General features: G+C 32.5%; 13 protein-coding genes. 1 reads left to right on the plus strand and 12 read right to left on the minus strand.

The genetic code is table 11. The features are described 5' to 3' along the window. Positions 1 to 78: 78 nt before the first annotated feature. From ABNT65_RS10650 to ABNT65_RS10670, 5 genes are all read right to left on the minus strand, one after another. Positions 79 to 243, minus strand: a complete 165-nt coding sequence (locus tag ABNT65_RS10650; RefSeq protein ID WP_348702437.1) for an Arc family DNA-binding protein — start codon at positions 241 to 243, stop codon at positions 79 to 81. Between the two features lie 98 nt (positions 244 to 341). Beyond that, positions 342 to 836 carry a hypothetical protein gene (locus ABNT65_RS10655; protein ID WP_348702435.1) on the minus strand — a complete coding sequence of 165 codons (495 nt, stop codon included), beginning with the start codon at positions 834 to 836 and terminating at the stop codon, positions 342 to 344. Between the two features lie 8 nt (positions 837 to 844). After that, positions 845 to 1,003: a DUF4177 domain-containing protein gene (locus ABNT65_RS10660; protein ID WP_348702433.1), complete on the minus strand. Its 159-nt coding sequence runs from the start codon at positions 1,001 to 1,003 to the stop codon at positions 845 to 847. Between the two features lie 3 nt (positions 1,004 to 1,006). Further along, complete coding sequence (locus ABNT65_RS10665; protein WP_348702432.1) at positions 1,007 to 1,474, minus strand: hypothetical protein; 468 nt, start codon at positions 1,472 to 1,474, stop codon at positions 1,007 to 1,009. Positions 1,475 to 1,479: 5 nt separating this feature from the next. After that, on the minus strand, positions 1,480 to 2,340 hold the full coding sequence (locus tag ABNT65_RS10670) for an SPFH domain-containing protein (RefSeq protein WP_348745830.1): 861 nt from the start codon (positions 2,338 to 2,340) through the stop codon (positions 1,480 to 1,482). Positions 2,341 to 2,453: 113 nt separating this feature from the next. Between ABNT65_RS10670 and ABNT65_RS10675 the strand changes: the two genes are divergently transcribed. Next, positions 2,454 to 3,236 carry a S1/P1 nuclease gene (locus ABNT65_RS10675; RefSeq protein ID WP_348745831.1) on the plus strand — a complete coding sequence of 261 codons (783 nt, stop codon included), beginning with the start codon at positions 2,454 to 2,456 and terminating at the stop codon, positions 3,234 to 3,236. 55 nt (positions 3,237 to 3,291) lie between these two features. Here the strand turns inward: ABNT65_RS10675 and ABNT65_RS10680 are convergent, their stop codons facing one another. The 7 genes from ABNT65_RS10680 to rplK all read right to left on the minus strand — a co-directional run bounded on the left by ABNT65_RS10680 (position 3,292) and on the right by rplK (position 14,207). Next, positions 3,292 to 3,609 (minus strand): DUF3467 domain-containing protein, encoded by a 318-nt coding sequence (locus ABNT65_RS10680; protein ID WP_348702428.1) that lies wholly within the window; start codon positions 3,607 to 3,609, stop codon positions 3,292 to 3,294. A gap of 67 nt (positions 3,610 to 3,676) precedes the next feature. Continuing rightward, entirely contained in the window at positions 3,677 to 7,951 is a 4,275-nt protein-coding gene (gene rpoC, locus ABNT65_RS10685; RefSeq protein ID WP_348737850.1) for a DNA-directed RNA polymerase subunit beta', read from the minus strand. Between the two features lie 99 nt (positions 7,952 to 8,050). Further along, a complete protein-coding gene (rpoB, locus tag ABNT65_RS10690) occupies positions 8,051 to 11,860 on the minus strand; it encodes a DNA-directed RNA polymerase subunit beta (protein WP_348745832.1) in 3,810 nt (1,269 codons plus the stop codon). Between the two features lie 232 nt (positions 11,861 to 12,092). After that, positions 12,093 to 12,470: a 50S ribosomal protein L7/L12 gene (rplL, locus tag ABNT65_RS10695; protein WP_348702424.1), complete on the minus strand. Its 378-nt coding sequence runs from the start codon at positions 12,468 to 12,470 to the stop codon at positions 12,093 to 12,095. A gap of 49 nt (positions 12,471 to 12,519) precedes the next feature. Beyond that, on the minus strand, positions 12,520 to 13,035 hold the full coding sequence (gene rplJ, locus ABNT65_RS10700) for a 50S ribosomal protein L10 (protein WP_348702422.1): 516 nt from the start codon (positions 13,033 to 13,035) through the stop codon (positions 12,520 to 12,522). A 21-nt stretch (positions 13,036 to 13,056) separates the two neighbouring features. Then, positions 13,057 to 13,749, minus strand: coding sequence for a 50S ribosomal protein L1 (rplA, locus tag ABNT65_RS10705; RefSeq protein WP_348702420.1), 693 nt, complete (start codon positions 13,747 to 13,749; stop codon positions 13,057 to 13,059). Positions 13,750 to 13,769: 20 nt separating this feature from the next. Next, a complete protein-coding gene (rplK, locus tag ABNT65_RS10710; protein ID WP_348702419.1) occupies positions 13,770 to 14,207 on the minus strand; it encodes a 50S ribosomal protein L11 in 438 nt (145 codons plus the stop codon). Between the last annotated feature and the right edge of the window lie 42 nt (positions 14,208 to 14,249).

Genomic DNA, 14,249 nt, shown 5'->3' on the forward strand with positions numbered 1-14,249 from the left:
TAACAAACCCTTGTATACTATAAAACTCCCTATTTTTAATCAATAAGGAGTTTTATATCATCTAATAAAAGTATACTTTTATTCTTCTTTCTTTTTAGGTTCTCTTTTAGCTTGCTTTAATACTTGCATTAACATCCATTCTATTTGTCCGTTTGTTGAACGGAACTCATCGGATGCCCATTTTTCAATTTCTTTGAGCATATCTTCATTTAAGCGTAATGCAAATGCTTTCTTTTTTGCCATGGTTATTTTCTAATGAATGTAACTATTGTTTTAAATCAATTCTTTTTCTATTACCTCAAAACATGATTTATATTATATATAATCAAATTATAATTTTTTCAGTTTATTTTAGATTCATAAGTTTTTAGAACTCTATTAATAGCTGTTTCTTTTTGTGTTCCTATTAATATTTTTTTTGAATTTTTTAATTGTATTTGCAATCCTAAATCTCCTCTTACACTAACAGCTATTCCTTTTTTCCCTTTCCATAAAGTACCTACTCTTAATCCCCAACCTCCATATTCAGATATTGCATCATACTTTCTAACGTATACTTCTTGTACTTGAGACCATTGTATGGTTTTAGTTTTTATATGAAACGGAAAAAACTGATAGTGAATACCTTTTTCATCTATTTTAGTTCTAAGTTTAATAGCCCAAAAGATACCCAAACAAAACATTAACGTTAAAATAAAAGTAAGGACTCCAGTTACAGTCATTTCTCCGTTAAAATATTTTTTAACAACAAGAATCATTGGTACAATAGCTCCCAATATTAAAAATATTATGAACCATGATTGTGTAAACTTTTGTTCCTCTTTAAAAACTTTCATTTTATTTCTTATCTGTTTTTATCTCTTTCAAACACAATTCTAGCTGAATGTTCAGCTATGCTAATTACCCTCCAACCTTGTTTTGCATAACTGTTTAAAGTATCTTCTAATTTCTGGTTATTTCCAGTAAGTCCCATTTTCCAATTTACTACCTTATATTCTTTCATAATTTATATGTATTTTATTTCAATTCGAGAATTCTTATTATTTATAAACTCTAAAAATGGTTTAACTTGGTTTTCAAGAACTCTAAAGGATAATACCTTCACTCTATTTTTATTATCATATATTTTCAAATGATTTATATTAGGTTCTAGAAAAATTTCTTCAACTTCTATTTTTTTTATTTCAAGAATATCTATTTTACTTTTAAAATTAGTTTTAAATAATTTATAAAAACAAGCAAAAACTAAAGCTGCAAAAACAACAACTACTAAAACTAACTTTACATAACCAAACACACTAGCCGTATAGCCTTTATCTATATAATCAATTATAATACTCCAACTAAACAATAGATATAATGATATGTTTATTATAAATTGTTGAACATTAAAACCTGTTTTAACGTCTATTTTAAGATCGGTATTTGAAACACTAACTTCTCCATTAGTTAATATAAAAGTACTTTTTTTCATAAGTATTAATGATTTAAAGTTCCCGTATTTAATACTGGTGACGCTTCTTTATCTCCACATAAAATCACCATTAAATTACTAACCATTGCAGCTTTTCTCTCTTCATCTAATTCTACAATTTCTTTTTTATTCAATTCTTCCAAAGCCATTTCTACCATACTTACTGCACCTTCAACTATTTTATGTCTTGCAGCTACAATTGCTGTTGCTTGTTGACGTTTTAACATAGCACTTGCTATTTCCTGAGCATACGCTAAGTATCCTATCCTAGCTTCTAATACTTCTATTCCTGCGATTGCTAAACGTTCTTCCAACTCTTTTTCTAAAGCATCGCTTACTTCATTAACACTAGATCTTAAAGTAATATCTTCTTCATGTCCTTCATCAGCAAAATTATCATAAGGGTACATGCTTGCTAACTTTCTAACGGCTGCATCAGTTTGTACTCTAACAAAATTCTCATAATTATCTACATCAAAAGCTGCCTTGTAAGTTTCTGTAACTCTCCAAACTAAAATAGTACTTATCATTACTGGATTTCCTAATTTATCGTTCACTTTTAATCGTTCACTATCAAAGTTACTTGCTCTTAATGATATTGTTTTTTTCTTATACAACGGGTTTGCCCAATACAATCCATTTTGCTTAATAGTTCCTACGTATTTTCCAAATAGTAATATAACTTTTGATGAATTTGGATTTACGAGTATAAACCCAAATGACAATATTAAACCAATTACAGTCGCTAAAATATAAATTGGGCTTTCAGTTTTAATAGCCATAACAATTCCTCCTATAAAAAGAACTAGTACAATGAAGAATAATAAATATCCATTTGCTGGTTTGATAATCTTTTCTGACTTCATATTAATATAATTTTATTTGATATTATTTTGATATCATAAAGATATGTAATATTTTTAAATATATCAAAATTTTTATGCATACTATTTTTTAACTTTGTCAAAAAATATTCAAAATGACCCTACGAAATTTACTGTTAACTATCGGCTTTTTAACATGCTTAAATGTATTCTCTAATGATATTGTTTGGGGACCAACTGGACATAGAGCCACTGGAAAAATTGCTGAAAAACACTTAACTAAAAAGGCTAAAAGAAAAATAGACCAATTGTTACAAGGTGAAAGTTTAGCTTTTGTTTCTACTTATGCAGATGAGATAAAATCAGATAAAAACTATAGAAAGTTTTATTCTTGGCATTATGTGAATATGCCTTTAGATGGCAAATACGAAACCAGTAAGAAAAACCCGAAAGGAGATTTAGTTACTGGAATTAATCATTGTATTGCTATTTTGAAAGATAAAAATAGTTCTATTGAGGAAAAACGTTTTTATTTAAAAATGCTAGTACACTTTATGGGAGATCTACACCAACCTATGCATATTGGTCAAAAAGAAGATAAAGGAGGAAATACGATACAAGTTCAATGGCATGGCAAAGGTTCAAATTTACATAGAGTTTGGGATGAAGATATTCTTAACAAATGGGATATGAGTTACCTTGAATTAGCTAATAATGCCAAACGTTTATCTAAAGAACAAATAAAAATAATACAAAAAGGAAATGTGATTGATTGGATGTATGACACTCATAAACTAACTAAAGAAGTATATGCTTCTGCTGAAATAGGTGAAAACTTACGTTACCCTTACTCTTATATTTACTTCCCTATAGTTAGAAAACAACTACAAAAAGGTGGTTTACGTTTAGCTAAACTTTTAAATGATATTTTTTGTTAATACAATTTACAAATAAAAAAAATGGAAACTTTAATACGTTTCCATTTTTTTATGATTAGGCTTCTCCAGTTGTTCCTCCAAAATTCATTGGTATTGGTGGTTGCTCATAATCTTTAATTTCACCATGAGCTTGCTCAAACTTTCTAATATTATCTGCTAAAGCTTTTGTTAATCTTTTAGCATGTTGAGGCGTTAAAATAATTCTTGATTTTACTTTAGCTTTTGGCACTCCTGGCATAATATTAATAAAATCTACTATAAACTCAGATACAGAATGATTAATAATAGCTAAATTACTATAAGTTCCTTCAGCTACTTCTTGATCTAATTCTATATTTAATTGAGGTTCGTTATTGTTATTATTATCTTCCATAATTTTAATTATTAGTTAAAAAAAGACCTCTAAAACTAGAGGCCTTTTATATTATTAGTCGTAATTTTTATAAACTACTTTCTATTTCATCTTTAGGTCCTACAATTTGTTTCTCATAGAATCTCATTCCTGTTCCTGCTGGAATTCTCTTACCAACAATTACATTTTCTTTTAATCCTTCTAAAGTATCAATCTTACCATTTACGGCAGCTTCATTTAATACCTTAGTAGTTTCCTGGAACGATGCTGCAGAAATAAATGACTTAGTCTGTAAAGATGCTCTAGTAATTCCTTGCAACACTTGCTCAGCTGTTGCTGGTTCTGCATCACGCGCAATTACTAACTCCTTATCTGCTCTTCTTAAAATAGAATTTTCATCTCTTAATTGACGAGCAGAAATCATTTGTCCTTCTTTTAAGTTATCAGAATCTCCTGAATTTTCAACTATTTTCATTCCAAAAATATCATCGTTTTGTTTGATGAAATCGTTTTTATGAACTAATTGATTCTCTAAGAATAATGTATCACCTGAGTCTATAATTCTAACTTTACGCATCATTTGACGTACTACTACCTCAAAATGCTTATCGTTAATTTTTACCCCTTGTAAACGATATACTTCTTGAATTTCATTTACTAAGTATTCTTGAACAGCTGAAGGTCCTTTAATATTTAAAATATCTACTGGAGTAATTGCTCCATCAGATAAAGGCATACCTGCTTTAATAAAGTCATTTTCTTGAACTAAGATTTGATTCGATAACTTAATTAAGTATTTCTTAATCTCACCTGTTTTAGACTCAATAATAATTTCACGGTTACCTCTCTTTATTTTACCAAATGAAACAACTCCATCTATTTGAGCTACAACCGCTGGGTTAGAAGGATTACGTGCTTCAAATAATTCCGTTACACGTGGTAAACCTCCTGTAATATCCCCTGCTTTACCAGACTTACGAGGAATCTTTACTAGCGTATGACCAGACTCAACTTTATCTCCATCACTCACCATTAAATGTGCACCTACTGGTAAACTATATGAACGCAAAGCATTACCATCAGCATCTTCAATAATTAATGAGGCAATAATCTTTTTATTCTTAGAATCTGTAATTACTTTTTCTTGGAAACCTGTTTGTTCATCAATTTCTACAGAGTAGTTAATTCCTTGCTCTAAGTTATCAAACTTAACTTTTCCTCCAAATTCAGAAACAATAACTCCATTAAATGGATCCCACTGACAAACTACATCTCCTTTTTTAATTTCAGAACGTTCTTTATCAAAAATAATTGATCCATAAGGGATGTTATTTGTACTTAAAGTAATACCAGTTTTCTTATCAGTAATCTTTAATTCAGCTGTACGAGAAATTACAATATCAACTTCTTCACCTGAATTATCTTTACCTTTAACGGTTCTTAAATCATCAAAAGTAACATTACCTTCAAACTTAGTTATTAATTTATTTTCCTCAGAGATGTTCCCTGCAACCCCTCCAACGTGGAATGTACGTAATGTTAACTGTGTACCTGGCTCTCCAATTGATTGTGCTGCAATTACTCCTACTGCTTCACCAATTTGAACTTTTTTACCAGTAGATAAACTTTGTCCGTAACACTTAGCACAAATACCTCTATTAGATTCACATGTTAATGGAGAACGAACTTCTACTCTATCTAAACCAGCTTCTTCAATAACATCCGCTAATTTAGGTGTTATTAACCCACCTGCTGCTACAAGAATATCGTCAGTACCTGGAGCATATACATCGTATAAAGCAGTACGTCCAGCAATTCTTTCACTAATAGGTTCTACTATTTCATCATTTTTCTTTAATGGAGTAATTTCTAAACCTCTTAATGTTCCACAGTCATCTTCATTTACAATTACATCCTGAGAAACATCAACTAAACGACGTGTTAAGTATCCAGCATCAGCCGTTTTTAATGCCGTATCCGCTAATCCTTTACGTGCACCGTGTGTTGAGATAAAGTATTCTAAAATTGATAACCCTTCCTTAAAGTTAGAAAGAATTGGGTTTTCAATAATTTCTCCACCTCCAGCTGTAGATTTCTTTGGTTTTGCCATCAGACCACGCATACCAGTTAACTGACGAATCTGTTCTTTAGATCCACGTGCTCCAGAATCTAACATCATAAATACTGAATTAAATCCTTGCTGGTCTTCACGTAAACGTTTCATAGATAGTTCAGTTAATTGATTGTTGGTTCTACCCCAAATATCAATTACCTGATTATAACGTTCTTTTTGCGTTAACATACCCATGTTATAGTTCATGATAATTCCATCAACCTCTTTATTAGCTTCAGCAATCATATCATGTTTTTCAGCAGGAATAATAATATCTCCTAATGAGAATGATAAACCTCCTTGGAATGCAAACTTATATCCCATATCCTTGATAGAATCTAAGAACTTACCTACCGCAGGTATGTCAGTTACTTTAAGAATTCCACCAATAATACCTCTTAACGATTTTTTAGTTAATACCTCATTAATGTAACCAGCTTGTTCAGGTACTACTTCATTAAATAATACTCTACCAACAGTAGTTTCAATAACTTTAGTTACTAACTCTTTATTTTCGTTTAAATCTTTAGTTCTTACTTTAATTCCAGCATTTAAGTCTACTCTTTCTTCATTATAAGCTATCGTAACCTCTTCTGGTGAATAGAACGTTAATCCTTCTCCTTTAATAGGCACTTCAGGCGTAGACTTACGCTCCTTAGTCATATAGTATAAACCTAATACCATATCCTGAGATGGTACTGTAATTGGCGCACCATTTGCAGGGTTTAAGATATTGTGAGAAGCTAACATTAATAATTGAGCTTCTAAAATTGCCTCTGGACCTAAAGGTAAGTGAACCGCCATTTGATCCCCATCAAAATCGGCGTTAAATGCCGTACATACTAATGGGTGTAAACGAATTGCTTTTCCTTCAATTAATTTAGGCTGGAAAGCTTGGATACCTAAACGGTGTAACGTAGGAGCACGGTTTAATAAAACTGGATGTCCTTTAATTACGTTTTCTAAAATATCCCAAACAACAGGCTCTTTTCTATCTATAATTTTCTTTGCAGATTTTACTGTTTTAACAATTCCTCTTTCTATTAACTTACGAATAACAAAAGGCTTGTATAATTCAGCTGCCATATCTTTTGGCAATCCACATTCGTATAATTTTAACTCAGGTCCTACAACAATTACAGAACGAGCAGAATAATCAACACGCTTACCTAGTAAGTTTTGACGGAAGCGTCCTTGCTTACCTTTTAAACTATCAGATAATGATTTTAATGGTCTATTAGATTCCGTTTTTACTGCAGATGCCTTACGTGTATTATCAAATAATGAATCTACCGACTCTTGTAACATACGCTTTTCATTACGTAAAATTACTTCAGGGGCCTTTATTTCCATTAATCGCTTTAAACGATTGTTACGGATAATTACACGACGATAAAGATCATTTAAATCTGAAGTAGCAAAACGACCTCCATCTAATGGTACTAATGGACGTAATTCTGGTGGAATTACCGGTACCACTTTCATTATCATCCACTCTGGTTTATTCTCTCTATTTTTTTGAGATTCTCTGAATGCTTCAACAACATTTAAGCGCTTTAATGCTTCATTCTTACGTTGTTTAGAAGTTTCAGTGTTGGCCTTGTGACGTAGTTCATATGACAAAGAGTCTAAATCAATTCTTTCTAATAAATCAATTAAACACTCAGCTCCCATTTTAGCAATAAACTTATTAGGGTCTGTATCCTCTAAGTATTGATTGTCTTGTGGAAGTTCATCTGCTATATCCAAGTATTCTTCCTCAGTTAAAAAGTCCATTTTTTGCAATGGTTCTCCTTCTGAGTTTTTAGCAATACCTGGTTGAATTACTACATAACGCTCATAGTAAATTATCATATCTAACTTCTTAGATGGTAACCCTAAAAGGTATCCCATTTTGTTAGGTAATGATCTAAAGTACCAAATATGAGCAACTGGTACTACTAAGTTAATATGACCTACTCTATCTCTACGTACTTTTTTCTCAGTAACTTCAACACCACATCGGTCACAAACGATTCCTTTATATCGGATTCTTTTATATTTACCACACGCACACTCGTAATCTTTTACAGGTCCAAAGATACGCTCACAGAATAATCCGTCACGCTCTGGTTTATGTGTACGATAGTTAATAGTTTCTGGCTTTAACACCTCTCCTTTAGAAGCTTCTAAGATTGCTTCTGGAGAAGATAAACCAATTGTTATTTTGTTAAACTTCTTAACAGTGTATTTTTCGTTTTTTCTTGCCATAATAATGGATTCGAATTATAATTGAAAATAGCCTTTAAAAGACCGCTATTGAAAAAATGATTTGCCTCAGAGTATAAACTCTGAGACATTTCACTGTGATTATTCTTCTAATCTAACGTCTAATCCTAAACCTTTAAGTTCGTGCATTAATACGTTAAATGATTCTGGTAAACCTGGTTCTGGCATTGCTTCACCCTTAACGATTGACTCGTAAGTTTTTGCTCTACCTAATACATCATCGGATTTTACAGTTAGAATTTCTCTTAAGATACTTGAAGCACCATATGCTTCAAGTGCCCAAACTTCCATTTCTCCGAAACGCTGACCTCCAAATTGAGCTTTACCTCCTAATGGTTGTTGTGTAATTAATGAGTAAGGACCAATTGAACGAGCATGCATCTTATCTTCAATCATGTGACCTAACTTAATCATATAAATTACTCCAACTGTTGCAGGTTGATCAAATCGTTTTCCTGTTCCTCCATCATATAAATAAGTATGGCCATAGCGAGGGATTCCTGCTTCATCTGTTAAAGCGTTTATCTCATTAATATTCGCTCCATCAAAAATAGGAGTTGCATATTTTTGGTGTAATTTTTGACCTGCCCATCCAAGAACAGTTTCATAAATCTGACCAATGTTCATACGTGATGGTACCCCTAATGGATTTAATACAATATCAACTGGTGTTCCATCTTCTAAGAATGGCATATCTTCTTGACGTACGATTCTTGCAACAATACCTTTGTTACCATGACGTCCAGCCATTTTATCACCTACCTTTAATTTACGTTTCTTAGCTACGTATATTTTAGCTAATTTTAAGATTCCTGCTGGTAATTCATCACCAACAGAAATAGTAAACTTTTCACGACGTAAACTACCTTGAAGGTCATTAACCTTAATTTTATAGTTATGTACAAGTTCAACTACTAAAGCATTTAACTCTTTATCAGTTGTCCAAGTTCCACTTAAGTGTGTGAAATCTTCAACAGAGTTTAACATTTTTTGAGTAAACTTCTTACCTTTAGGCAATACTTCTTCTCCTAAATCGTTATAAACTCCTTGTGAAGTTTTACCTGTTACTAAATTAAATAATTTATCAACTAAGTTATCTTTTAAACCATCAAATCTAGAAACGTAAGATGCTTCTAAAGTAGCAATTGCTTCTTTGTCACGAGCTCTCTTGTTTTTATCTTTAACTGCACGTTTAAATAACTTTTTATCTATTACCACACCTCTTAATGAAGGAGAAGCTTTTAATGATGCGTCTTTTACATCTCCTGCTTTATCTCCAAAGATAGCACGTAATAATTTCTCTTCTGGTGTTGGATCTGACTCTCCTTTTGGGGTTATTTTACCTATTAAAATATCTCCAGGTTTTACTTCAGCTCCAATACGAATCATTCCATTTTCATCAAGGTCTTTAGTTGCCTCTTCAGAAACATTTGGAATGTCATTTGTTAATTCTTCAGCTCCTAACTTAGTATCTCTAACATCTAATGAATATTCATCTATATGTATAGAAGTAAAGATATCTTCCCGAACTACTTTTTCAGAAATTACAATTGCATCCTCGAAGTTATATCCTTTCCAAGGCATGAAAGCAACTTTCATATTTCTTCCTAAAGCAAGTTCTCCTTGTTGAGTAGCATATCCTTCACAAAGTACTTGTCCTTCTTCAACTCTATCACCTCTTCTTACAATTGGCTTTAAGTTAATGTTAGTACCTTGGTTAGTTTTTCTAAACTTAATTAAGTCGTATGATTTTTCATCTGGATCAAAGCTTACCATTCGCTCTTCTTCAGTTCTATCATACTTAATTATTATTTTATTTGCATCTACATATTCAACAACTCCATTACCTTCTGCATTTATTAAAATACGAGAATCTTTAGCTACTCTTCTTTCTAATCCAGTTCCTACAATTGGAGATTCAGGACGTAATAATGGTACAGCTTGACGCATCATGTTTGATCCCATTAAGGCACGGTTTGCGTCATCATGCTCTAAGAAAGGAATTAACGATGCTGAGATTGAAGCTATCTGGTTTGGAGCAACGTCCATATAATTGATAGCCTCTGGTGTTTCAACTGGAAAATCACCTTCTTCACGAGCAATAACTCTATCTGTTCCAAAAGTACCATCTTCATTAACTGGTAAGTTAGATTGAGCTATTTTCATTCCTTCTTCTTCTTCAGCAGAAAGATAAATTGGCTCTTCTATTGAAACAACTCCACCATCTACTTTTTTATATGGAGTTTCTATAAAACCTAGATTATTAACCTTAGCAAATACTGCTAAAGAAGAAATTAATCCAATGTTTGGTCCTTCAGGTGTTTCAATAGGACATAAACGTCCATAGTGAGTATAGTGAACATCACGAACCTCGAAACCAGCTCTTTCACGAGATAAACCTCCAGGTCCTAAAGCTGATAAACGACGTTTATGGGTTATCTCTGCTAATGGATTGGTTTGATCCATAAACTGAGACAACTGGTTTGTACCGAAAAATGAATTAATAACAGACGATAAAGTCTTAGCGTTAATTAAGTCAATAGGCGTAAAAACCTCATTGTCACGCACATTCATTCTTTCACGAATAGTACGAGCCATACGAGCTAAACCTACACCAAATTGTCCTGCTAATTGCTCACCAACTGTTCTAACACGACGGTTAGATAAGTGATCAATATCATCTACTTCAGCCTTAGAGTTTATTAACTCAATAAGGTACTTAATTATCGTAATAATATCTGTTTTAGTTAATACTTTTTGATCTAAATCTTCATCTAAACCAAGTTTTGTATTCATTCTAAAACGTCCAACTTCACCTAAACTATAGCGCTGCTCTGAAAAGAATAATTTTTCAATAATTCCTCTTGCAGTTTCCTCATCTGGCGGTTCAGCATTACGTAATTGTCTATATATATGTTCTACAGCCTCTTTTTCTGAGTTTGTAGGATCTTTCTGTAATGTATTATGAATAATTGCGTAATCAGCTTGAAGATTATCTTCCTTATGTAGTAAGATAGTCTTAGCTCCAGCTTCAATTATTTCATCAATATGCTCTTTTTCTAAAATAGTATCACGGTCGAAAATAATTTCATTACGCTCAATAGATACAACTTCTCCTGTATCTTCATCAACGAAATCTTCATGCCATGTTTTTAAAACTCTTGCCGCTAATTTTCTACCTAATACTTTTTTTAATCCAGCCTTAGAAACTTTTACTTCTTCAGCTAAATCAAAAATCTCTAAAATATCTTTATCTCTTTCAAAACCTATGGCTCTGAATAACGTAGTTACTGGTAATTTTTTCTTTCTATCAATATAGGCATACATTACCTGATTGATATCTGTGGCAAATTCTATCCACGACCCTTTAAAAGGAATAACTCTAGCTGAGTATAACTTAGTTCCATTAGCATGGAAAGATTGACCAAAGAACACCCCTGGTGAACGGTGTAATTGTGATACCACAACACGCTCCGCTCCATTAATAATAAAGGTACCAGAGTTGGTCATATAAGGAATTGTACCTAAATAAACATCCTGTACTATAGTCTCAAAATCTTCATGTTCTGGGTCTGTACAGTATAATTTTAAACGCGCTTTTAGAGGTACACTATAAGTTAACCCTCTTTCAATACATTCTTGGATGCTGTATCTTGGTGGATCTACAAAATAGTCTAAAAATTCTAATACAAATTGATTACGTGTGTCTGTAATCGGAAAGTTGTCCATGAAAGTTTTATACAAACCTTCATTACCTCGCTGATCAGCCTTAGTTTGAAGTTGGAAGAAATCCTGGAAAGATTTCACCTGAATATCTAAGAAATCTGGATAGTCAGCTCCTAATTTAGATGATGCGAAGTTAATTCTTTCAGTAGTGTTTATCGTTGCCAAAAGAGATACTATTTTTAAATTAAAAATATTTTAAAATGAAACTTTATGTTTCAGCAATGCAATTTTATTGCAACAACTGACGTTTATTCATCAGTTAATTATTGTCGTAAATATCACAAAACGCGATATTATAAAAAGAACGAATATATACACAAAATGGTTTAGGACTAAGAACTTTAGTTCCTAGTACCTAAACCTTTATTGTTTATTCCCGATTAATCGGGAATAATTATTACTTAAGCTCTACTTCAGCTCCAGCCTCTTCTAAAGACTTTTTAAGACCTTCAGCCTCATCTTTAGCAACTCCTTCCTTAACTGGTGCTGGAGCGCTATCTACGATTGCTTTAGCATCTTTTAATCCTAAACCAGTTAATTCTTTAACTAATTTAACAACTGCTAATTTAGAACCTCCTGCTGCTTTTAAGATAACGTCAAATTCAGTTTTCTCTTCTGCTGCATCTCCTCCAGCTCCACCTGCTGGTCCTGCTACTGCTACTGCAGCTGCTGCTGGCTCAATACCATATTCATCTTTTAAAATATCAGCTAATTCATTAACTTCTTTTACTGTTAAGTTAACTAATTGTTCTGCGAAATCTTTTAAATCTGCCATTTTAATTGTTTTTTGAAAATTTTATTATTTAGTTTATTAGTGCGCTTAATTATTTTTCTGATAATGTTTTTAAGATACCTGATAACTTACCTCCACCAGACTGAAGTGCTGAAACAACATTCTTAGCAGGTGATTGTAATAATCCAATAATATCTCCAATAAGTTCTTCTCTAGACTTAATGTTAACAAGAGCGTCTAATTGGTCATCTCCAACATAAACCGCTTCTTCAACATAAGCACCTTTTAATAAAGGTTTATCAGATTTTTTTCTGAACTCTTTAATAACTTTTGCTGGTGCATTTGATGCTTCAGCAATTAACATTGATGTATTACCTTTTAATACATCTGCTAATTCAGCAAAATCTTTATCAGAAGCTTCCATTGCTTTTGCTAACAATGTATTCTTCACAACAGCCAATTGTACGTTAGCTTTAAAACAAGCTCTACGTAAGTTAGATGTAGTTATAGCATCTAACCCAGATATATCTGCTAAATAGATTGTATTAGTATCTGCTAACTGTGCTGTTAAATCTTGTATTACTTGTGATTTTTCCTCTCTAGTCATAATTAAAAAGTTTTAACTGCCTTATGATACTGTTTTAACATCTACTGCAACACTAGGACTCATAGTTGAAGACATAAATATACTCTTAATATAAGTACCTTTAGCTGCTGTTGGCTTTAATTTTAAAATTGTTTGTACTAACTCATTTGCATTTTCTGCAATTTTATCAGCGTCAAAAGATGCCTTAGCTATAGCAGCGTGTACAATACCAGTTTTATCAACTTTAAAGTCAATCTTACCAGCCTTTACTTCTTTTACTGCTTTTGCAACATCCATAGTTACCGTACCTGTTTTTGGGTTAGGCATTAATCCTCTTGGTCCTAAAATACGTCCTAAAGGTCCTAATTTACCCATAACACTTGGCATAGTAATTATAACATCAACATCAGTCCATCCTCCTTTGATTTTTTGAAGGTATTCATCTAACCCTACATAATCAGCACCTGCTGCTTGAGCTTCTGCCTCTTTATCTGGAGTAACTAATGCTAATACTTTTACATCCTTACCAGTTCCGTGTGGTAAAGTTACTACTCCACGTACCATTTGATTAGCTTTACGAGGATCTACTCCTAAACGGATAGCTAAATCTACCGATGCATCAAATTTTACGTTTGTAATTTCCTTTACTAAAGCTGATGCTTCACTTAAATTATAAACTTTAGAGCTATCAATTTTAGCACGAGCTTCTTTTTGTTTTTTAGTCAATCTTGCCATGTTCTAAATTGCTTTTAAGTTTATTCAGGAGCATCACCTGTAACTGTTAATCCCATTGAGCGAGCAGTACCAGCAATCATTCTCATTGCAGACTCCACTTTAAAAGCGTTTAAATCCGCCATTTTGTCCTCTGCAATAGTTCTTACCTGATCCCAAGTAACACTTGCTACTTTTTTTCTATTAGGTTCTCCTGAACCTTTCTTAATTTTGGCCGCTTCTAATAATTGCACCGCAGCTGGTGGTGTTTTTACAACAAATTCAAACGATTTGTCTTTATAAACTGTTATCACAACAGGTAATACTTTACCTTGCTTGTCCTGTGTACGAGCATTAAACTGCTTACAGAACTCCATGATATTAACACCGGCAGCACCTAAAGCGGGTCCAACTGGTGGCGATGGATTCGCAGCACCTCCCCTAACTTGTAGTTTTACTAATTTACTAACTTCTTTTGCCATTGTTTAAGATTTAAAAATGTGTTTAATTTGGAAGCTCAAACA

The sequence above is a fragment of the Tenacibaculum sp. 190524A02b genome (assembly GCF_964036645.1).
Taxonomy (GTDB): Bacteria; Bacteroidota; Bacteroidia; order Flavobacteriales; family Flavobacteriaceae; genus Polaribacter; species Polaribacter vairaonense.